The 21,826-nt window shown below is 49.7% G+C and carries 19 protein-coding genes; 17 read left to right on the top strand and 2 right to left on the bottom strand.

Annotated features, from left to right (window positions below; genetic code table 11):
• Window positions 1-152 precede the first annotated feature (152 nt).
• Together ACES2G_RS14010 and ACES2G_RS14005 are read left to right on the top strand one after the other, a co-directional pair.
• A complete protein-coding gene (locus tag ACES2G_RS14010; RefSeq protein WP_374000544.1) occupies window positions 153-962 on the top strand; it encodes a motility protein A in 810 nt (269 codons plus the stop codon).
• A 1-nt stretch (window position 963) separates the two neighbouring features.
• Window positions 964-1,923, top strand: coding sequence for an OmpA family protein (locus tag ACES2G_RS14005; protein ID WP_374000543.1), 960 nt, complete (start codon window positions 964-966; stop codon window positions 1,921-1,923).
• On the opposite strand, the gene ACES2G_RS14000 is transcribed toward ACES2G_RS14005, so the two are convergent.
• The gene (locus ACES2G_RS14000) at window positions 1,924-2,448 is read right to left on the bottom strand and encodes a hypothetical protein (protein WP_374000542.1); all 525 of its coding nucleotides are present in this window, start codon (window positions 2,446-2,448) and stop codon (window positions 1,924-1,926) included.
• 167 nt (window positions 2,449-2,615) lie between these two features.
• Between ACES2G_RS14000 and ACES2G_RS13995 the strand changes: the two genes are divergently transcribed.
• From ACES2G_RS13995 to ACES2G_RS13980, 4 genes are read left to right on the top strand one after another with little or no spacing between them, the layout of a single operon-like run.
• Window positions 2,616-3,515 (top strand): tetratricopeptide repeat protein, encoded by a 900-nt coding sequence (locus ACES2G_RS13995; RefSeq protein ID WP_374000541.1) that lies wholly within the window; start codon window positions 2,616-2,618, stop codon window positions 3,513-3,515.
• Window positions 3,515-4,099, top strand: coding sequence for a hypothetical protein (locus ACES2G_RS13990; RefSeq protein ID WP_374000540.1), 585 nt, complete (start codon window positions 3,515-3,517; stop codon window positions 4,097-4,099). Before ACES2G_RS13995 ends, ACES2G_RS13990 begins: the two co-directional genes overlap by 1 nt.
• Window positions 4,099-5,073, top strand: coding sequence for a hypothetical protein (locus tag ACES2G_RS13985; protein WP_374000539.1), 975 nt, complete (start codon window positions 4,099-4,101; stop codon window positions 5,071-5,073). Before ACES2G_RS13990 ends, ACES2G_RS13985 begins: the two co-directional genes overlap by 1 nt.
• Entirely contained in the window at window positions 5,070-6,800 is a 1,731-nt protein-coding gene (locus ACES2G_RS13980; RefSeq protein WP_374000538.1) for a FliG C-terminal domain-containing protein, read from the top strand. Before ACES2G_RS13985 ends, ACES2G_RS13980 begins: the two co-directional genes overlap by 4 nt.
• On the opposite strand, the gene ACES2G_RS13975 is transcribed toward ACES2G_RS13980, so the two are convergent.
• On the bottom strand, window positions 6,787-8,538 hold the full coding sequence (locus tag ACES2G_RS13975) for a SpoIIE family protein phosphatase (protein WP_374000536.1): 1,752 nt from the start codon (window positions 8,536-8,538) through the stop codon (window positions 6,787-6,789). The two genes, ACES2G_RS13980 and ACES2G_RS13975, sit on opposite strands and share 14 nt — an antisense overlap.
• 159 nt (window positions 8,539-8,697) lie before the next feature.
• On the opposite strand from ACES2G_RS13975, the gene ACES2G_RS13970 reads away from it, so the two are divergent.
• From ACES2G_RS13970 to purH, 11 genes are all read left to right on the top strand, one after another.
• Window positions 8,698-9,342 carry a L,D-transpeptidase gene (locus ACES2G_RS13970; RefSeq protein WP_374000535.1) on the top strand — a complete coding sequence of 215 codons (645 nt, stop codon included), beginning with the start codon at window positions 8,698-8,700 and terminating at the stop codon, window positions 9,340-9,342.
• A gap of 67 nt (window positions 9,343-9,409) precedes the next feature.
• Window positions 9,410-9,772 (top strand): hypothetical protein, encoded by a 363-nt coding sequence (locus ACES2G_RS13965; RefSeq protein ID WP_374000534.1) that lies wholly within the window; start codon window positions 9,410-9,412, stop codon window positions 9,770-9,772.
• Between the two features lie 3 nt (window positions 9,773-9,775).
• Window positions 9,776-11,245, top strand: coding sequence for a hypothetical protein (locus ACES2G_RS13960; protein WP_374000533.1), 1,470 nt, complete (start codon window positions 9,776-9,778; stop codon window positions 11,243-11,245).
• A 265-nt stretch (window positions 11,246-11,510) separates the two neighbouring features.
• On the top strand, window positions 11,511-12,950 hold the full coding sequence (gene purF, locus ACES2G_RS13955) for an amidophosphoribosyltransferase (RefSeq protein ID WP_347359725.1): 1,440 nt from the start codon (window positions 11,511-11,513) through the stop codon (window positions 12,948-12,950).
• Window positions 12,947-13,660: an AIR carboxylase family protein gene (locus tag ACES2G_RS13950; protein WP_374000532.1), complete on the top strand. Its 714-nt coding sequence runs from the start codon at window positions 12,947-12,949 to the stop codon at window positions 13,658-13,660. Before purF ends, ACES2G_RS13950 begins: the two co-directional genes overlap by 4 nt.
• On the top strand, window positions 13,657-14,691 hold the full coding sequence (locus ACES2G_RS13945) for a phosphoribosylaminoimidazolesuccinocarboxamide synthase (RefSeq protein WP_374000531.1): 1,035 nt from the start codon (window positions 13,657-13,659) through the stop codon (window positions 14,689-14,691). Before ACES2G_RS13950 ends, ACES2G_RS13945 begins: the two co-directional genes overlap by 4 nt.
• On the top strand, window positions 14,688-15,926 hold the full coding sequence (gene purD, locus ACES2G_RS13940; RefSeq protein ID WP_374000530.1) for a phosphoribosylamine--glycine ligase: 1,239 nt from the start codon (window positions 14,688-14,690) through the stop codon (window positions 15,924-15,926). Before ACES2G_RS13945 ends, purD begins: the two co-directional genes overlap by 4 nt.
• Window positions 15,923-16,537, top strand: coding sequence for a phosphoribosylglycinamide formyltransferase (purN, locus tag ACES2G_RS13935; RefSeq protein WP_374000529.1), 615 nt, complete (start codon window positions 15,923-15,925; stop codon window positions 16,535-16,537). Before purD ends, purN begins: the two co-directional genes overlap by 4 nt.
• Before the next feature lie 2 nt (window positions 16,538-16,539).
• Window positions 16,540-19,575: an AIR synthase-related protein gene (locus tag ACES2G_RS13930; RefSeq protein WP_374000527.1), complete on the top strand. Its 3,036-nt coding sequence runs from the start codon at window positions 16,540-16,542 to the stop codon at window positions 19,573-19,575.
• Entirely contained in the window at window positions 19,559-20,293 is a 735-nt protein-coding gene (locus tag ACES2G_RS13925) for a phosphoribosylformylglycinamidine synthase subunit PurQ (RefSeq protein ID WP_374000526.1), read from the top strand. Before ACES2G_RS13930 ends, ACES2G_RS13925 begins: the two co-directional genes overlap by 17 nt.
• Complete coding sequence (gene purH / locus ACES2G_RS13920) at window positions 20,290-21,813, top strand: bifunctional phosphoribosylaminoimidazolecarboxamide formyltransferase/IMP cyclohydrolase (protein ID WP_374000524.1); 1,524 nt, start codon at window positions 20,290-20,292, stop codon at window positions 21,811-21,813. The genes ACES2G_RS13925 and purH overlap by 4 nt, the downstream gene beginning before the upstream one ends.
• The last annotated feature ends 13 nt before the right edge of the window (window positions 21,814-21,826 follow it).

Raw genomic sequence — 21,826 nt, 5'->3', positions numbered from 1 at the left:
CTCCCTGTTCCATTTCATTATATAGAGTTGGGGAACAAGTAATTTAGGTCTAACTGCGGAACACTCCAAAATCTAAGCCTTGGTACAGTTAGGGGGCCTGAAATATGCGCCGAAAGGAGAAGGGTAAAGATTTTACCTTTTTCGGAGGAACTATGAACTTAGCGGGGCTTTTAGGTATATTGGCTGCAGTTGGAATTGCAGCGTTCTCCATTTTGGATGCAGCAAAGAACCCGAAGGTATTTGCAGACGTGCACGGTATCGTACTGGTTATCGGTGGTACGCTGACGGTTGCGCTGTTGAGCTTTAACTTCAAAAGCTTGTGGACGGCATTGAAAATCGTCACCAGAAAAATGCTGGGTCGTGAAAGAGTCGACTATCTTGGAACAATATCCACGATCGTGGATATCTCTGAAGCCTACCGCCGCGACCCAAAATCTGTTCAATCCATCATTAAGCCGGATACCCATCCTTTCATTAAGGATGGCGTGCAGTTGCTGGTAGACTACGGCTTCAGCTATGACGAATTAGCGGATGTCCTGACAAACTCTTTGCGCGGAAAAAAGAAGCGTGACGAGGAAGAAATTAAAGTTTGGCATACGATGTCCCGCTTCCCTCCGGCGTTCGGTCTTTTGGGTGCGACACTGGGGATGATCTCTCTATTGCAAACATTGGGCGAGCCGGGTGCTCAGGATCGTATCGGTCCGGCGATGGCAACGGCCTTGGTTGCGACCTTCTATGGTCTGGTTGTGGCCAACCTTGTTTTGATCCCAATTTCTGAAAAATTGCAGACGGTATCCAAGGCGGACGTCACTTTGCGTGAAATCATCAAGGAAGGTATCCTTCTGGTTCACGAAAAGAAGCATCCGTTGTTTATCAAGGAATATCTGAAATCGTTCCTGTCTCCAGGGCAAAGAAGCGACGATTCTGCTGGTGCTGCGGGAACAGTGAAGAAGGCGGCTTAATATGGGTGAGCGTAAGCAGCGAAGCCGAGTGCATCTGGATGAGCATGAGCAGGAAATGGCTCATGACGAATCCAACTGGCTTGTCAGCTATGCTGACATGATGACCCTGTTATTTGGTTTCTTCGTTCTGATGTATTCAATGACACGTTTTGACAATGCCAAGTTTGATCTGGTTCGTAAGGAAGTGGCAAAGTACTTCGGTGGTAACATCAAGGAAATCAGTGCTGTCCTGCTGGCAGAGCAAAAAATCGTCAACATCCTAAAGGGCTCTGGCGAAATGAATGGTGTGGAAATCATTCGTGACGGCGAGAACACACTGCTTTTGAAATTCGACGGTGAAGTGCTTTTTGAGTCCGGTGCTGTCGAAGTGAAAGAGGCGGCCAAGCCGAATCTGCGCAAAGTGGTGAGTGCTCTTCGGTCTATCGAAGGCGTCAACAAGATTGCAGTGGAAGGTCACACAGACGGGGATACCATGAGCAGTGCCGGTCTTGTGAAGTCCAACTGGGAACTGTCCTCATTACGTGCGGGCTCTGTGGTTCGCTACTTTGAGGAAAGTGGCGTGGATTCTGATCTGCTTTCTGCTATCGGCTACGGCTCGTCCAAACCTTTGGCTCCTGAAAAGGACAAAGCCGGTGTTGTTCTTCCTGCAAATAAGGCGCTGAATCGCCGCGTGGTTGTGGCTGTGACTTTGGATGATGCTGAAGCGGCTTATAAGCTGCAACAGAAGCAGTTCTCCAAACAGCTGACCAAAGAGGAAGTCGAACACCAGAAGAAAGAAGCTGATCTACAGGCTAAAATGAAGCTGGCCCAGGTTCGCTTCGAAGAAGCTCAGAAACGTCACAAAGAGCAGATGGAACAGCGTCGTAAAGAACAGCAGTTGGAAAAGTTGCAAAGAAAGATCGAGGATCTGGAGAACAAGGCTCAGAAGTATGAGTCTGAACTCACACCTCCAACGCAGTAACTAGTAGTAGGAAGTGGTGAAAGAGATCCCGATTCCGAAACCGGAATAACTCAGCTTCTCTTCGCCGCTGCTGGAGCTGGCATCACGAGTGCCTAGTTCCACAGCGATAAGGGCGTTCGGGCGAATAGGGTATTCGTAACCTACTCCGAGGCTAAGCTCATATAACAAGGCACTAAATGAGAATCCATCTCCGGCATTGGGGGTGGATTCTTTTTTATTCAGATTGAAGTTAACTGGGGTGAAGCTTGCATAAGTGAAGAAGCCCGGTTTGGACTTCTGGATCAAGGTCTCGTCCGGTGTATTTTCGTAAGAAGCCGGAAGTCCTTTCAAATAGTAGTAACCCGTCAGCCCAATCCCCGAAATCGGCGTAAATCCATAGTTACTTGCGAAATCCATAAGATAGTGGATTCCCATACGGGAATTGATGGATGGGAAATTCCATAGAACCATGGGTTGCAATGTCAGCATGGAACCCAAGGCTTCGTCTTTAACCTGTTCACCAGCAGAAGCTGTCGTACTGAACATGGAGAGCTTCGTCCGAATTACCGGCGCTTGGAATTCCGCACTTGCAATGTGAGGAACAGTTATAAGTAGGACTAAGGTTATGAAGTATTTCATAGTGTTGTTAATTAGGAGCTTTGCCGAGAAAATGTAGGAAGTCAACTGACCCCGAATCTAGGATGGATGGTGGTATGAAATTTTTTAAAACGAGGCAACTTGTTTTGTTGTCGTTATCTCTGACGCCAGTATTGCTGTCATCATGTGCAGGTAAATACTCGATCAAGTCCTATCCCAATGGTGCGAAAGTTTACATCAAAGACGTCCAAAGCCAGGAGAAAAAACTTTTGGGTATTGCCCCTTTGCAGGTCAAAGAGGAATCCAAGCTGGGTGACGTCTTCTTCCTTATTTTTGAAAAACAGAACTACCGCACCAAAGAGGTGATGGTAAAAGTGAACGAGGGTGAAAGCTTGGCGGTGGCCACGCGCTTGGACCCGTTGTCTGACGAGGAAAAGAAAGCTGAAGAGCTGGCACAGAATGATGATCAGAAAAAGAATGATCAGCAGAAGCCTAAACCTGAAGACAAGGATAAAAAGCCAGAAGACAAAAGAATGGAAGAACTGCTGGCGGAAATGCAGGAGCTCAAACTTCGCGTCGCATTGCTTGAAAACACATCCTCTTTCTATAAAGATGCTCTTTTCTCACCCCGTTTGTCTGGTGGGATGCCATCAGCAGAGCGTGACCGTACTGACCGTGTTGTGGGTTATGTCTTCCAGGGTCAGCAGCTGATTGTAAAAGGGCAGTATGACAAAGCTTTGACTGAAATCGATAAGGCTTTGCAATTGGATGAGTATTCCAACAATGCTTGGTTGTTGAAGGGTTCAATCAAATATCTGCAAAAAGATTTCGAAGGGGCCAAAGTTGCCTGGGAAAGATGTTTGAAGATCGATCCTTACAATAAGGTTGCTTACCAATATCTTTCTGATGTGTATCAGCGTTTGGGTATGGCGCCACTTCCGAAGACGGGCGCAGAAATGCGATACCCGGCATCCAATGTTGAAATTGAAAAGAGAAATAATAGCAGGGTTCGTTAATGAAACTTCTTGGGGTCGTTCTTTCTTTATTTCTTACTTTGCCGGCACAGGCCTATCTGTCGTCTGACTGGGACGTCAGCATGGGTGCAAGCTCTTTGAAGTATCAGATGCCAAGTCGGGAGATTGACGAGACTGTAGAATCCTCGACCACGTTGGAAGTGAACTATTCCATCAATAATCCGTCCATGAACACGGCCATGACTTTGTCCTTTATGGAAATGGCTGGTGGGGGCGGAAAGCAACTGCCATTCACGCGCATCGCCGTTGGTGGACGCTATTATATGTTCGGTGTCAATGGAATGCGCATGATCGTGGACAGCTCCTCCGAAGCCAAAGTATGGCGACCGACGCCGTTTGTTGCGGCGAACTTGGGCTTGAGCAACTTGTCTGTGGACAATTTGAATGCGTCCCTGATTGACCTGAGTTTGCGTGGAGGCGTGGAGATTCCTGTGATGTCAGATCTGCTATTGATCGGGCAGGTGGCGATGGGAATGAGCCTGACGGCGCCTTCTGCCGAAGACGAAGATATTAAATACAACTTTATGACTTTATATGCGGGCCTCCGCTTTGTGGGGTTTGACTGATGGCGACGACCACTACCAATAAAAAACTGCTTATCGGGGCCGCTATTCTTGTCGTCGGCGCAGCCGCGGGCTATGGCCTCTATACTCGCAAGGGGGGCGTTGCTGGATCCGCACTGAGTTCCGGGCGATCAAACCAATCCAACCTTCAGGAGTTGAAGCGTGCCCAGTCATTGGCGGTGAATACGCACCTGTCCTCTAAAACGGGACAGGCGTGGAAAAGTCATAACTTTGCTGATTTGATGGCGGCTTTCGGTGTCGAAAAGACGGCGAAGGAAAATCGGGACTTCTTCCAGGCCAGCATTTTTGTTCTGGATGTGGCACCGCCCCAGTTTAAAGCGGAAGAAAAAAAGGACATCGAATCTTTGCAGCACCAGATTGTGACCTTCCTGACTCAGGATGCGAAGGTGATCGGAGACCTGGCGCAGGTTCATAGCTATGCTGCGAAAACCCTGGTTAAGCTTGGCACTCCTACGGCTGAAGATTTAAAGCATCTTGAAGGTTTCTATAAAAAGTCCAAAGATGCACGTAAGGAAATTATTGCAGACATACTTATTCAGACCGAGCCGCTCAGTGCGGAGGGCAAAACGATTCTGAATAAACAGTTGTTGTCCAAAAATGATGTGACTCAGGGGATGCAGTTACTGGCGCGCGTGCGTGATGGCGAAGCCCGTAAAGAGCTGTTCAATAAGGTCTATAAGAATTATTCAGCTTATCCGGCAGCGGTGAAACCGTTTGTCTATAAACAGTTGGCTTTGAATCATAATTTGATCCAGGGGGACTTGAAGAAGCACCTGGTGGAAGCCGCCAAAAGCACGGACGAGAAGTGGGAAGACAGCTTCCTCGTTGCGGTTCAGGAATTGGATTGCGTGAACGAGTTTGTTGCCGATATTCAAAGAATTCAAAGTCAGTCTCAACATCCTCATTTAAAGATGTTGGCCGGAGCGATTCTCGCGAAAGATAAAGGGATAAAATGATGAAGCGTTGGTCTGTACTTTTCGCATTGTTGATGTTTTCTCAAATATCCTGGGCTCAGTACATTGAAGAGATGGGCTCTTTGGAGAATGTGTATGAAGCGCGGGCCCGTTCTGTGCTGAATACCATTTTACGTCCCACTGATTACACTCTGGTGGTGGCCATCGAGTTGGATCATGATGAAAAGAAGCTGAAGGAATTCCATGATGAAATGGATGTTCAGTATCTTCCGGGCATGCCATTGATGGGGGATGCCCCGGCGCTGGGGAAAGCCACGAACAAGCTTCACGAAATGAAATCCAAAACGGATATTTCCGTGGTGCTTTCCCGCAATGTGACTCCTGAAACCGAAAGAATTATTAAGGATCTTCTGACATCCAAACTTCATCTGGATGCGACGGCCGGGGACAATGTGACAGTAAAACGCATTGAATTGCCTGCGGATGCTCCCAAGGCAGAGCCGAAACCGGATACGTTGCCAGAGCTGACTTGGAAAATGTGGGCTTTGATTGTCATTATGTCATTGTTGGCTTTGTCCGGCTTGATGTTCTGGGCATGGAGACGTGGGCGTGCGCAAGATCCACGTAAAGAGCTTAAAGAAAATCACGAGTACAAGCATACGGAAAAAGATCAGGAAAAAGAACCAGAGGTTGCGGCAGGGGCGACACCAGCTCCAGCGTCAGAACCAGTACCGGCCGAGCCTGAGTTTAATATGGATGCCGTGAAACAGCATGTCCTGGCCATTGCGGCTCAATATCCGCAGATGACATCCCGGGCAGTGACTGAGTACACCTTGAATGAATCCGCAGATAAAGCTGCTGTGTTGATGGAATTCCTGGGGTGGGATGTTTCCAAGCGTGTCTTTACAGATGTGCCAGCCATGGCGTGGGCACGACTGGGTAAGGCGGTGAAAGAGCGCACAGCCCCAACGACGAAAGTAGAAACAGAGACGTCGATTCGTGATGTGTATAAGGCTATTTTGGCTGCTTATGTTGAGCACGAGATGTCCACGGATGAAAGCAATCCATTCTCGTTTGTTCTGAAAATGCGCGAAGACGAGCGTCAGCAAATTCTGGATAAGGAAAGTCCTGCGAATATCGCGGTGCTGTGCCTGCATTCTCCTCCAGAGGTGACGGCAGGGATCGTTGCGACCCTGGATGCGGAAAAACGCGTACGAGTTCTGGCAGAAATCTCCCGTGTGGAAAAACTTCCGCACAATGTGGTTCAGAATGTGATTGGTTCCTTCAACCAGAAGTTGACCGAACTAAGAATGCGTCCGGAACCAAAAGTGGAGGGGGCGACAGTCCTGGCCAAGGTGATTCGTGGGATGTCTCCGGAAGAAGAAATGGATCTGCTGGCACTGTTTGCCAATGACAATCCGGAAGAACTGGAGCGTCTGCGCCAGGTGATTCTGACCTTCGACGATCTGAAGCTGGTGCCATCGGACATCCTTTCCGAGGTTCTGGGAGCTTACGAAGTGGATGCTTTATATGCAGCATTGTTCAAAACGCATTCTGCATTCTATAACAGAGTTCTTTCCACGATCCCAGAGCGTAAGGCCATGATTGTGGAGCGTGATTTGAGCGATATGGTTCAGATTCCATCCAGAAAGAAAACGGCAGAGGTCCGCCGCGATATCTGTCAGCAAATTGAAAAGGTCATGTACAGCCGATCCTTGCGGATCGGTGACCTGGTGAACGGCAACGTTCGCGTTGTTAAGTCGGTTTAATGTAGAGCCCGAGGAATGTAATGTCGTCGGGCTGCTCTTGAGCTTCTATGTGCTCGACAATCTGCTTTTGCATAATATCATGAAGGCTTCGGGCAGAACCGCGATTGGTGCTGTCCACGGCTGTTTTGATCACGGATCTTTCTCCGTAAGCTGTGCCATCCTTGTTGACGGCATCAATCAGACCATCCGTATAGGCAAAGAAAGCACTGCCCGGAGCGAGCGGCACTGTCTCGGTGGTGAATTCCGAAGCTTTGGTTTCACCCAAGCGCTTTGAGTTGGCTTCGGTCAGGAACACCAGGTCATTCTTTTTCAGTTTTTTACCTTCCATCGGCAAAGGGCAGATCAAAGGGAAATCATGACTGGCATTGGAGTAGGTGAGGCTGCCATTTTTTTGGTCGTAAAGGGCGGCAAAGGCCGTCATCATCTTTTCGCCTTTAGCCAAATCACACAGAACCTGATTCATCATACTGAGTACTTTCGCCGGGTCCCAGATGTTTTCAGCCATTGATAAAGATAAAACGGAGCGGGCCGCTGAAGTAATCAAAGCCGCGGGAACTCCGTGCCCGGTGGCATCCCCGATAAAGATAAAGAGCTTGTCACTGTCATTGAAGTGGAACCACAGGTCTCCACCACATTCTGTCGCCGGTTGATAAAACCCTTTCAGGGTGTATTGATCCGTGTCCACTTTGCTTTTGGGGAGCAGCACGGTTTGCACCTCTTTGGCCGTTTCCAATTCCGCTTCCATACGTGCTTTTTCCTCGGTCTGCCTAAGCAGACCTTGGATTTTTTCCAGCATGGAATTAAAGACTGTGGCCATGCGCCCGACCTCATCAGAGGACTTGAGCTGGATGGGCTTGGATTGTCCGGTAGAGGCAAACAGGGACATCCCGCCGGCTAGAACAGAAATACTTTGAGTCAGTGAATCGACACTGAAGAAGGTGGCGATCAACCCCAAAGCGATGATGAGTGCGGATGCCATGAGTGTTTTATTCATGGTCTGCTTCAGGACAGAGTAAATTTGCCCTTTGTCAAAAGCCTGAAACATATAAGTTTGAATCTGAGGAAGATAAGAGTAGGAAACCAGATATTCGCGACTGCCCAAGTCCACCTCGCGCACGCCGCTGCCCTGATCTTTCATGAAGCCGAGGAAAGAATCCTTGGCCAGCTCAGGATGTTGCAGGCCTGTGGGAGGTTTCCATTGGGAGCGGGCAGGATTCCACAATCCCAAGGCCCCTTTTTGGCTGGCCAGCTTCAGCCCTTCAAACTTCAGGTCTCCATAGATAAGTAAATCACCCTTGCGGAAGTAAACGATCAAGGATTCCGGACGATCCAGATTCAGATCTGTTTGCAACTTGCCCTCGGGCAGGGCTTGCAGATAGCGCAGTTGTGCCGGAGGAAGACTCGGGCCTTCTGTCAGAGAATCCATGAATTGGGTGGCGCCTTCCACCTGGCGATAAACCTGTATGTTTCCCCATTTCTGCTGGGTTGCCACCAACTTGATCTGTGGGGAAAAAATGGCTCCATCAAAGAAAAGCAAAGCGGTTTGCACACGCTCCATCACCTTGTCAGACCCCTTGGTGATCTCATCGGTGGCATTTTGAATGCGCTCCATCGCCGAGGAGTAAAGATAAGAGCGCTTGTCATCCAGGAAAGAGGACCGATTGATCCAGAAGATCGTGGCCGACGACAGCAGCAGAAGCAAAGATGTAATAACTAAGAATTTAATCTTGATCGACATGGCCTTTTCGTATCGGATTTTTGGCAAGGAGAGTTAGCTGGACTATGGTCGAAGAATGGTCAGGCCATGTCAGGGACCGGTCGAGTGTTATAAGTCCCTTTGACCCCAGTTTCCGCAAGTCTACAGTGAAGAAAGGTGTCTTAAGAGTGGGAGGGTTTTATGAGAGCACGGGTCTTTTCCTTCTTGGTTTTCTTTCTGGCATTTTCCTCAGAGGCGGGGGCCGAGGAGGCGGGTTTCCCCCGCACTGAAAATCCGCAGAACATAATAAGTATGATGGATCAACTGGCCCTGGAAGGGTTGGATGTGACCCGCGAGTTTCCCATTGTGGTCGTGGCCAATAAGAGTGCCTATGGTTATGGGGCGCAGACCATGCGCGTGATTGAAAATGGATATCAGACATATTCATGGAGGATATCTACGGGGAGGGAACAGTGGGAAACCTCCAAAAGTGGGCGGCAATACTTCACGACGACACCCCCGGGATGGTTCTATCCTTACCGCCTTGTGCGCAACCACTATTCAGAAACTTGGCAGACCAATATGGAGTTCAGTGTCTTCTTTAATGGAGGTGTTGCCGTGCATGCGACCACTCCGGGTTACTATTCCCAATTGGGGCGTCGTGCTTCCGGCGGCTGCGTCCGATTGCATCGCGATCATGCGCAGTACCTTTACGGGCGCATCATGCAGGAGGGAAAGGGACTGGTTCCCGTCATCCGCCCGAATGGATCAGTGGCGCGGGATTATCGTGGAAATATCATCAGGGCCGTGAAGTATCGTACCTTGATTGTGGTGGAGGGGACTTAAGCCTAGGTCCCCTTCTTGGACTCGGTTCTTTGCAGCAATTGTTCGCAAATTTTCTTAAAATGGAGACATGAGATACTTCCTTGTTGTTTTTCTTTTTTCGTCCTGGGCGATGGCTTCTGAAATTGTCTTTGATCGCACAACCAATCTGGGCGCGCGTCAGCGTGATGTTTTGCGTTTTGAAAAAGGTCGCTATTACTTTGATGGCAAGGACCTGGGCACCAAGCTGTCACCTGCAGCTTTGAATGCCTGGAAGGCGATCGAGAAGGGGCCTTCTGCGCGCAAGCCGGCTTCTTGTTTTGCCGGGACTTATTCCTACACGAATTCTCTTTCCAAGAAAAAGATCACACGCCGTGGTTGTACTTACGGTCCTGAGTTTGGTGGCCTCATGCAGAACCTTGAGGATCTGCGCAACTATGCGCGGGGATTGTAAGCTATGAAAAAGACACTGGCCTTTATGGCGATATCGTTGTCGGCAACATCCTCAATGGCACAGCCTGTTTCCGGCACAGCTTTGCTTCAGGGAATCACTCAAGTGCGCACCGCTTTAAAAGCATCAGCGGGGGCGTCTGCTGCCTGTGAAACTCCTCAGTCCAATACCTGTGAGTTCAATGGCTATTGTGGAAAGATGGCAGAAAAGGCCAGCGAGTTCTATCTGTATCGTGATGCCGAAGGCAGAACGGTTCCCAATGTACAAATGATCGGCGCTTTGAGCATGGCCGAGTTCTGTGCGAAGAATCCGTTCCCCCAGGCGGTGGTTCAGGATCCATTTGTCTTTGCTGATCAGTTCTTGTCCGAGGAAAGAGCCGGCGGCAAAGAACAACTGAAAAAGAACCGGGCTCTTTTGAAGCAATCTGAAAAACGAGTGGTGAAGATCTTCGATGATATGAAGACGCGGGTGATTCGCATGTTGGAATCACGCCGTACTTCAGCCAATGCCGCAGCGATCGACAATATGATCGGGCGTATTCGCACGGTGACCTATAAACCTGCCGACACCGATGGAGCTTATGGGGATCTGGCGATGCAAGGTTGCACGGGGCCAAATGGATATTACAGTCCTGATGATCATGCCATCACGGTGTGCCCACAGTCCTTGAATATGCCCGAGGCCTCTTTGTTTTCCTTGATGGCACACGAGATTGGCCACGCCTTTGATCCCTGCACGATGACCATGGGGCGCAATAAGGACGGCCTTGTTACGCCAGACTGGATGGAAGGGCGACGCACTACAGGGAAAGAGACCTTTGCCCCTGTCTTTATGGAACAAAACCCGTTTAAGTCCGTTGTTTCATGTTTGCAAAAGCCTGACTCACTAAATGTTCAGATTCCGTCAGCGAAGCAGTTGATCTCTGACGTGGATAAATTTGAACAGGATTTAAAGAATGAAATGGGTGAGATGGAAGACTTACAAGGCGAGGGGGAAGAAGCCCCGGCTCGTGATGCCACGATGGCGCGTTTCGAGGATGAACGTCAAAAGATCAAAGACAACTATGATAAGTTCAAATATTGTTCGTCACTCACCAAGTCTGGACATATTGCCGAGGCCTTTTCTGACTGGATTGCCGCTGAAGCAATTGCGGAAAAGATCAAAGAGATTCCGGAATCCAGCAAAAAGAAAGAATTCGCCTTCGCCTCTCAATCTCATTTCTATGGAACCTCCTGCCCGAACGTTCTGCAGGCCAGCTTGAATAAAGTCAGCAGTGCCACCAAAGGCAGTTGTCCGGAGCTTCAGGAGTTTATGAAATCTCAGGCGTCAGCTGCGGATCATGGTTCGAAGGATATTTATGGTGTGGATACGCATCCAATGACGGATCAGCGTATTGACCGCATTTATTACGGAAAGCCTGAAGTGCGGGAAGCCTTGGGCTGTAAGGGCGGAAACCACGGCCAGGCCTGTAAGTAACGTGGCGAGCTGTGTTGAATTGTCAGGATTCTGTCAGGGGTCTTGACGGAACTCTGTCACGGTCGTTAGCGTTGATGGCCATGACACCTGAAATGTTTTTGAAACATTCGATGCCACTCGGAGCCCCACCCTCGGGAGAGAAATCCCGATTTGGCACCCGCTGTGTGTCTGTAAACCCGAAGTGTCAGCTAAAAAAATCAAATATTAATATCAATGAAAACGGCGTCCCAGTGACGCCGTTTTTGTTTTTTCAGGGAGTGCTTCCATGTGCGGAGTCGTAGGTCTTATCGGAGAAGATCAGGCTGGGGAAAAGCTGTATCCGGCTTTGTTCGCCCTTCAGCATCGCGGCCAGGATGCCGCTGGAATTCTGAGCTATGACTTCGATCGCTGCCAGTTCCATCTCGAAAAGGATCTTGGCCTGGTTGAAGACGTCTTTACCAGCGAACGCCGTAAACGCCTGAAAGGCAGCATGGCTTTAGGGCACACCCGCTATTCTACTATTGGCAGTGTTGATAAAGAGGACCTGCAGCCGATCTTTCTTAGCTACCCCTATGGAATCGGTATGATCCATAACGGGAACGTCACCAACTATGATGAGATCGTGGGTTATCTGCGTGATCGAAAGCTGCGTCGGACATTCTCTCGCAATGATCTGGAAATTTTAATGCACATGGTGGCTGTGGGATTGGCTTCCCGCAAAGAGTCTCAGGATATCGCCGCCAACCTGTCAGCCTCGGTGAAAGAGCTTTTGGAGCAAGTCCAGGGTGCCTATAGTGCCATTGGCATGCTGGCTGATCAGGGACTATTTGCCTTCTGCGATATGAATGGAATTCGTCCTCTTCTGATTGGTCGAAAAAAACAAGGTGATAAATACAGCTACTGCTTTGCTTCGGAAAAACAGGTCTTCTTCGGTTTGGGATTTGAGTATTGGCGCGATCTGCGCCCGGGTGAGCTGGTATTGGTGGATAAAGATCTGAATTTTCAGTCTTATATTCTGGCGGACAAGAAACCCCGTCCTTGCATGTTTGAATGGATCTACTTTGCGGGCTCGGAAACCGAGTGGCATGGGCGCCCGGTTTATGAAGTGCGTTTGAAGCTGGGAGAAATCCTGGCGCAGGAATGTCAGAAGAAAGGTCTGGACGTGGACGTGGTGGCTCCAGTGCCGGATACGTCCCGCGCAGCGGCCTGCCGACTGGCAGAAGTGCTGGAAAAACCTTACCGCGAGGTTTTGATAAAAAATCGCTATGTGCAAAGAAGCTTCATCGTCAATGAGCCCGAAGTGCGCAAGATGATGGTGAACCTGAAACTTTCACCAGTACAAAGCGAGATCAAAGGAAAAAAAATTCTGCTTGTGGATGACAGCATCGTGCGGGGCACGACCTCCAATCGTATTGTGCGACTGCTGCGTGAAGCGGGAGCTGAAAAAGTTTATTTGGCCAGCACCTGTCCGCCGATCCGTCATCCTTGTTTCTATGGCATTGATTTCCCGGAAGGGGAATCGTTGGTGGCGCACAAACGCAGCGAGGCGGAGGTGGCGCGGATTCTGGAAGTGGACGGATTGGTCTTTCTTCCTCTGAATCGTTTGCAGGAAGGGTTGGGACTGAGCAGCCTTTGCAGTGCCTGCCTTGATGGTGATTATCCAGTTCCGGTCTCAAGCGAAAACTTTTTGAAGACGCGGAATCTTAACCTTGGTGGTGAACTATGAAAATACAAGTTCTTTTTGGCAGTGCGAACGATGAGCGAGTTTACGGTCCCTTGTGCCGCTCTCTTGAAAAATGTGGTGACGTAAAAATGGAAGTGGCCTCGGCCCATCGGGACCCGCAAAAGGTTCACGAGATTGTCACCACCTGCAAGGCCGATGTCTTTGTCGCAGGGGCGGGGCTTGCGGCTCATCTTCCGGGAGTGGTGGCATCCCTGACCGAAAAACCTGTATTTGGGGTGGCGGTCAATGGTGCCTTCGCCGGTCTGGATTCATTCTTGTCTATCGTACAAATGCCTCGTGGAGTTCCGGTGATGGCTGTGACCGAGGAAAACGCCGGAACGATTGGTGACTATATTCTGCGCATGGCTCGGGTTCCTCAATACCGAATCTGCCTGCATTGGAACCGCAGCTTGGAAAGCTATTCGCCGATTCAAAAAGCCTTGGATGAAATTCAGGTTCAGACGCAACTCAAAGTAGAATGGACCGCAGCCAACGATAACAACTGCATCGGCGAAATTGTCAGCCCCTGGGAGCTTCCGCGCACGCAAGGGCTTAATCTGTTCTTGTGTGAAAAAGAACAACTGGCAAGTTCCAACCTGGCGTTGGACTTCTTTGGCAAAGCCCGCCACGGCGGATTTTGGGTCGGGGCCAACAATGTGACTAACTATGTGGCTCAGTGGAAAAAAATGATGATTTTGGGAGCGGCAAAATGAATCTGATCTATAAGGGCTCGGTGAAGGATCTTTATCAACATGGTGATAACCAAATCACTTTTGAATACAGCAACCGCTATTCCATTTTTGATTGGGGTGAAATGCCTGACGAAATCCCATTGAAAGGTGAGGCTTTGGCGGCCATGGCCGGGATGTTCTTTGAGTATCTTTCCGAAAAAGGAGTTTCATCCCATTATGTCGGACCGAGAAGCCGAACTTCCATAGATGTCAAAGCTGTCGATGTCCTGAGGCCACAATGGAAGACGGACCACTATGATTACAGTCTTTATGCCAATCGTCCCACGCATTGTCTGGTTCCGCTGGAAGTGATCTTCCGTCGTCATTTGGGGGCGGGAAATTCCTTGGAAGCCCGTTTGGCCAAGAATCCGGCTTATGCTCAGGATTTGGGGCTGAACGAACTGCCAACCGGAGGCAACAGCTTTGATCCTGCCTTGGTGGAGGTCTCCACCAAGCTGGAAAGCACAGATCGCTATCTTTCCAAGGTGGAAATTCAGGCCATGAATGTGGTGTCAGACGCTGAATTGCACAGCCTGAAGGCTCAGACGCAACAGGTGAGTAAGCTTCTGGAAGATCTTTTTGCCTCGTTCGGTGTGAAACTTTGGGATGGTAAAGTTGAATATGCTTTTAAGAATGACGTGAACGGGCAGCGCGAATTGATGCTAGTGGATTCCATCGGCCCGGATGAGTTGCGCCTGACCTACGAAAATCTGCCGCTGTCCAAAGAGTTCCTGCGCCAGATCTATGCAGGCTCTGCCTGGAGCGAGGCTGTCAAAAAAGCCAAGGAACTGGCTAAAGAACGAAAGACTCAAGATTGGAAAAAAATCTGTGTTGAAGAACTCAAGCAACAGCCATTGCCACTGAATCCTTCACAGAGACAGATCAGCTCTTACCTGTATCAGGCGTTGGCTAACGAAGTGGCTGTGGCTCTGAAAAAGCTGACACCCTTTGCATCTGAAGTGAATTTGAAATTCTGGTTTAAAAAAGTTCAAGAGATGGAGTCTTTATCATGAAGGTTGTTGTCGTCGGAAAAGGAGGACGGGAGCACGCTTTGGCGCAGGCTCTGCTAAAGTCCTCAATGATCACCGACTTATGGATTTGTCCCGGCAACTCAGGGATGCAGCAGGCGGGGCTTGCATGTGCGCCTTATGAAAGTATCGAGGATATTGAAAACTTCTGTGTCAGCAACGGCGTGTCTCTGGTGGTGATTGGTCCTGAGATCATGATCCTTTCCGATCTTAAGCCCCGTCTGGAGGCCCGTGGCATTTCCTGCTTTGCTCCTTCGGCAGAGGTGGCTCAACTGGAGTCATCCAAACTGTTTTGTAAAGGTGTCTTAAAAGAAGCCGGTGTTAAAACTGCGGCCTGCCAAGTCAGCTATTCTTTGCCAGAAGCTTTGAAGGCCGTGGATGAACATGACTTTATGAAGCCTCTGGTTGTCAAAGCTGACGGCTTGGCTCAAGGAAAAGGCGTCTGGGTTTGTGAAAGTAAAGAGAAAGCCCGCGAAGCGGTTCGGACCTTGAGTGAGCACTTCAGTTTCCCTCTGCTTTTGGAAGAATGCTTGCAAGGGCCCGAACTGTCTGCCTTTGCTTTGTGCGATGGTGAAGACTTTGTCGTCTTAGGCACAGCCTGTGACTACAAAAGAATTTCTTCCGATCCCTTTAGTGCGAACACCGGAGGCATGGGGGCTTACAGTCCATGTGACTTTATCACGCCAGAGGATCATCAGGACATTCACAGTATTTTTGCCAAAACTTTGGCACATCTGAATCGCAAAAAAATGCCCTATCAGGGATTTCTGTTTGCAGGCCTGATGAAGACGGCTCAGGGGCTTTACGTCCTGGAATACAATGTGCGCATGGGGGACCCGGAAACACAGGCGCTGTTACCACGTTTGCGCTCGGATCTGACCGGATTGATTGTCAAAGCTGTGACCCATCAACTGAAGAACGCTGTGTGTGAGCTTTCACTGGAAGTGTCGGTTCATGTTGTGGCGGCAAGCGAAGGTTACCCAAGTTCTCCGATGAAGCTGGGAAGTCCCATTCAGGTGGCAACCGTTAATGATCCGAAAGTGGATCTCTATTTTGCCGGAGTCAGCCGGATTCAGAACGAACTTGTCAATGTTGGTGGCCGGGTTTTGGGTGTGACCGCTCTGGCTGAAACAAAACTGGCGGCACGAAGCAAAGTTTATCAACAAATGGCGCAAATCAATTTTGAGGGAATGTACCTTAGGCAGGATATAGGGCTATGAGACCGGCACGGATTGCCATTCTAGCCTCGGGAACGGGAAGCAACGCACAGGCCTTGATTCGCAAGGCGCAGGAACTGGGCGCCGACAAACTGGAAGTCGGATTTGTTCTATCTGATAAGGAAGAGGCACCTGTTCTGGAAAGAGCCCGGGACTTGGGAGTCCCTGCATTTTTGCGAGCGAAGTTCAATGACCGTCGCACCCATGAAGACGCCATTTTGATGTTGTTAAAAGAGCATCACATCGACTGGGTTCTTTTGGCGGGTTACATGCGACTGCTCAGCCCCTACTTTCTTAAGACCCTTCAGTCCTGGCATCAGTCTGCTTCGCAAGTGGTGAATATTCACCCGTCGTTGCTGCCCGCGTATCCGGGTGTGGATTCGATTGCGCGAGCTTACACAGATCGGGTTTCTGAAAGTGGTGTGACACTGCATCTGGTGGACGAGGGGATGGATACCGGGTTGGTTTTACGTCAGCAGAAAATCTCGCTTGGGAATGAAACCCTGCCCGAGTGGTCAGCAAAATTTCATCGGGTCGAACATCAAATTTATGGAGCCTTCCTTACGGATATTGCCGAGGGACATCAGAAGACTTGTTATTTTACGGAGACTTAAAAATGCAAAGACTATCTGTTCGCAGCCGCTTTGATCTGAGCACTGAAAATGCTCTTAAAAAAGCCCTTCTTCAAGCGGGGCCAGTTCATGATTTAAAACTAAGAAAACTCTACTGGGTGCTGCCGAAGGCAAATGCCCTGATGGAAATGGATATTGAAAAGAATCTAGATAAAGTCTTTTTGGACCCTGTTGCCGAAGAAATGCGCCGGGGTTTTCCGAAGTTCCAAGAAGGCCGAACCTATGTTGAAGTCCGCTTCCTGGCAGGGGTGACAGACAATCTTGCTCGCTCGGCGACGGAAGCTTTGATGTTGCTGGCTCCGCAACATAATACTTCTTCATGGCAGGATTTTCCCCTGGAAGTTCACAGCGGGTGGGAATTGGAAATTCACGGGGATGTTTCCAAAGGGCAAATCGAAAGCCTTTTATTTCAAACAATAGCCAATCCTTTATTGCACAAAGTGACGGTGAACCCGGGGCAAGAGCTGACAAAGCAAAACAGCTGGGCCTCCTTTGCTGATTACTGGAAGACCTCCCCCCACACGCCAGAGCTTTTGTTGTTAGATCTCAATCAGGCCACTTTGGAAAAAATCAATCAAGAGCGCGGCCTTGCCTTAAGTGACATAGAGATTAAAACCATCTTGAACCATTTCTCTTCAGAGGAAATTGCCAGCAGCCGTAAAAAGTGGGGTTGGGACGGCAAGATCACCGAGGTCGAACTGGAATGTTTGGCGCAAACATGGAGCGAACACTGTAAGCATAAGATCTTTGCGGCCGAGGTGGATTACACGGAAAACGCTGGAGAGCTTCCAGCCATTGGGAACAAAAAGTTTACCAGCTTGTATAAGACCTATATTCAACAAGCCACCAAAGACCTGGAAGATTGCGGCTATCTGGTGTCGGTCTTTAAAGACAATGCCGGTATCGTGGATTTTGACTCCAAACTGAATGTCTGTGTAAAAGTGGAAACACATAACAGCCCCTCCGCTCTGGATCCTTTTGGCGGAGCTTTGACCGGAATTCTGGGTGTGAACCGCGATATTCTGGGCTGCGGTTTGGGAGCAAAGCCTGTGGCGAACATGGACGTGTTCTGTCTTTCATCTCCAAATCTTTTCCCACCCCAAGATTCAGCAAAGCGGCCGGAGCTTTTAAAAGATCCGGGCGTGATCTTCCGCGGTGTGCACCAAGGTGTGGAAGAAGGGGGCAATCAAAGCGGCATTCCAACCATCAATGGCAGTTTCTGTTTTGCCAGCGAGTTTGCGGCAAAACCTCTGATCTTTGTGGGCTCGATTGGGATCATGCCTAAAACAGTGCAGGGGCGCAGGTCCGAAGAAAAAGTCATCCGCGCCGGAGACCGTATTGTTGTGGCCGGGGGAAGACTAGGTAAAGACGGCGTTCATGGGGCGACCTTCAGCTCTTTGGCATTGCAAGATCAAGTGGCTTCCAATGTTGTTCAAATCGGTGACAGCATCACTCAGAAAAGACTTTTGGATTTCACATTGATGGCGCGGGACCAGAATCTGATTCAGGCAATCACTGATAATGGAGCCGGCGGGGTGAGTTCCTCGATTGGGGAAATGGCTCAATATTCTGGCGGGGCGCGCATGGATCTCAGTCAGCATCCCGTGAAGTATCAGGGTTTGGAGTTCTGGGAGATGTTGATCAGTGAATCTCAAGAACGCATGTCTTATGCAGTGGACCCTGCGAATGTCACAAAATTCCTGGAGCTTGCGCGAAAAATGGGAGTGGAGGCCACTGTTCTTGGCGAGTTCACAGACTCCGGTGTTTTTGAAGTTCATCACGGTGAAACCATGTTGGCGCATTTGGATTTGCACTTCCTGCATGAAGGACTCAGCCGTTTGCAGCTGAAAGCGCATTTCACCGGGCCGCAGGACTATCGGGAATTCTTCCGAGCCGAAGGCCGCAAAACATTGCCACAAGTCAGCGCGAAAAATCTGGCCGAAGTTTTAAAAGTCGTTCTGGCGTCTCCGAATGTCGCATCCCGGGAACCCCTGATTCGCTACTATGATCACGAAGTTCAAGGGGCGACGCGAGTAAAGCCCTATGGTGGCAAGACCCAGCAAGGCGCCAACAACGCCGGCGTTCTGGATTTGTCTGTGCATGGGGGTGATACGAATAATGCCGTGGCTGTTTCAAATGGTCTTTGCCCTCAGTATTCCTATTACGACACTTATTTGATGGCCCAAAAGGCCGTGGATGAGGCGGTTCGCAATCTGATCGCCACCGGAGCCGATCCTGCCAAGATGGCCTTGGTGGATAATTTCTGCTGGCCCGATCCATTGGAAAAATCCAGCAACCCGGATGCTCATCATAAAATGGCTCAACTGGTTCGGGCCTGCGAGGGCTTGTATCAGGCCGCACTGGCCTACCAGGCTCCGTTTGTCAGCGGTAAAGACAGCATGAAGAATGATTTCATCGGTAAAACTCAAGGTGGGGAGACCGTGAAAATCTCAGTACCTCCGACCTTGTTGGTGACCGCGATTGGACAAGTTCCCGAAGCGGATAAAACCGCCCCAGGATTCTTCCAAAATGTGGGCGATCAAATCTATCTTTTGGGCGATCTGACGGAAAGCCTTTATGGATCGGTTCTGGCCCAAGAATACTTTGTGACCAGCGATAAACCAGAATACCCGAATCTGGGTCGCAATCAAAAACTGTATCAGCGGATCTTTCAAGCTCATCAAAGTGAACTGCTGGAATCCTGTCATGACATTTCCGAAGGCGGCCTGATGGCGGCGTTGGCGGAAGCGGGTTTTGGCAACGACTTGGGAATGGATTTGCAGATCAATTCTTTAAATTGGAATCAGCTCTGGTCGGAAACGGGTTCCTTGTTTGTCGTCAGCGTTCATCCGGACAACGACCCGCAATTCAAGGCGCACTTCCCCGAAGCGCGCGCTTTGGGTGTCGTGACAGAAAAAGCGATGATGTCTTGGGATTTCCAAGGGAGCCACCACGAAGTAGATCTGAAGGATCTGCGCGACATTTGGAGCAAAGGAGTTCTCAATGTCTATCAAGCCTAAATTTTTGGTTTTGTGGGGAGATGGCATTAACTGTGAAAACGAAACCGCACGCGCCATCGAATTGGCAGGGGCGGAGGCCTGCAAGGTCCACGTCAATGCTCTGCTTGAGGAGCCGGCACAGCTGGGCTCTTATCAGGCCCTGGTCATTCCCGGAGGATTTTCGTTCGGAGATCATCTGGGCAGCGGTCAGGTCTTGGCTTTAAAGCTGGAGCTTCGCTTAAAGAATGAATTGCAGGAGTTTGTGAAAACGAAGCCGGTTATGGGTATCTGCAACGGCTTTCAAACTCTGGTAAAACTTGGTCTGCTGCCGGATGCTGACTTTCAGCGCAGTTGTGCGTTGGTGAAAAACGAACAAGGTCACTTCATCGATCGCTGGATTGAGGTTCAAAGAAATGAAAATTCACCCTGCGTTTGGACGAAGAATCTTCCCACGCAGTTTGCGCTGCCCATCCGTCATGGTGAGGGCCGTTTCGTATGTCAGGATGAATCGTTGTTAAACCGCCTGATCAACAACAACCAGGCAGTTCTTCGTTATACCGAAGATGTGAATGGGGCGCAGGCACAGATCGCTGGGATCTGTGACCCTTCGGGTTTGGTGTTTGCTTTGATGCCCCATCCAGAGGCGGCTTTGTATGACTGGCATTTGCCGATGCCGGGAAAAGCTTACGGTCTGGAATTCTTTAAAAGTGCTGTTCAATATCTAAGGAGTCATTCATGAAGCCCATTCGCAGAGCGTTGCTTAGTGTGTCTGATAAAACTGGTTTGTTAGAACTGGCTAAAACTTTGGCCGATCACGGTATCGAGCTGATTGCCAGTGGTGGCACAGCCAAAGTGTTGACGGAGGCTGGTCACAGAGTCACTCCGGTGGAAAACTTAAGTGGCAAAGGCGAAGCCTTCCAGGGCCGCATGAAAACCATCAGCTTTGAGATCGCTTCAGCGTTGCTCTTCCGTCGCGAAGATAACAGTGATGTTCAGCAGGCCGCAGAACTGGGCATTGAGCCCTTGGATTTGGTGGTGGTGAATTTATATCCGTTCCACGAGACTTTAAAAAAACAATCCCCCTTTCAAGAGTGCATCGAAAATATCGATATTGGCGGGCCGACACTTCTGCGGGCGGGAGCCAAGAACTTCCAATCGGTTACGGTGCTAAGCCAGCCGTCTCAATATCTAGAGTTCTGCACAGAGCTTACAAATCACCAGGGCAGCACCACCCTGGAGTTCCGCCAAAGATGTGCGGCGCAAGTTTATACAATGACCGCCTTTTACGATCTGGCCATTGCCGGCTACATGACTGAACAAGCTGGGCAGGTTTTGCGCTATGGGGAAAATCCCCATCAAAAAGCTCTTGTTCTGAAAGACCCTTTCCAGGTAGGCCTGGCTCATGCCAAGTCCTTGCAGGGAAAAGAGATGTCTTACAATAACTATCTGGATGCGGACTTCGCCCTTAAGACTTTGCAAGACGTGCAATCCTGGCAGGGAGACAAGGCGTTGCCGACGGCGGTGGTTGTGAAACATAACACGCCTTGCGGACTGGCGATCTCTGAAACCCCATTGCGCGCTTTGGAGAAAGCCTGGAAAGGGGACGAGAAAAGCTCTTTCGGAGGCATCATTGCCCTGAACATAAAAGTCACTGACGAAATCGCCACTTTCTTCTCTGAAAAATTTGTCGAAGTGATTCTGGCGCCCGCTTTCGAGGACAGTGCCCGTGAAAAGTTGAAAAAGAACTGTCGTGTGATGGAAGTCTCCCTGAATTTTCAACCGAATCCTCAGGTGCGTACGATTGAAGGTGGTTTGTTGGTGCAGGACGCGGACACCTGGAATCTGTCGCAGATGAAAACTGTGACCCAGAAGGTGTTGTCACCAGAAAAAGAAAAACTGGCAGCCTTTGCAATGTTGGCGGTGAAGAATCTGAAAAGCAACGCCATCGCTCTTTGCCGTCAGGACGGACCTGAATTTGAGCTTTTAACCATGGGTTCAGGACAGACCAATCGCGTGGATTGCATTGAAAAGCTGATTGCTTCGCGCTTGAAGGATAAGGGTATCGAAGATCTTTCCGAAGTGATGCTGGCCTCAGATGCCTTCTTCCCGTTCCCGGACTCGGTGCAAGTGGCAGCTCGGTTGGGTGTGAAGCACATCATTCAGCCGGGAGGCTCGGTGAAAGACGCCGATGTGATTGCTGAAGCCGATCGTCTGGGAGTGGCAATGATGTTTTCAGGGCGTCGCCACTTCCTACACTAAAACCCACGTTACA

The organism is Bdellovibrio bacteriovorus (assembly GCF_041888015.1).
GTDB lineage: Bacteria > Bdellovibrionota > Bdellovibrionia > Bdellovibrionales > Bdellovibrionaceae > Bdellovibrio.
The sequence above is the reverse complement of the archived record's forward strand: the minus strand, read 5'-3'. Positions and strand labels throughout refer to the sequence as shown.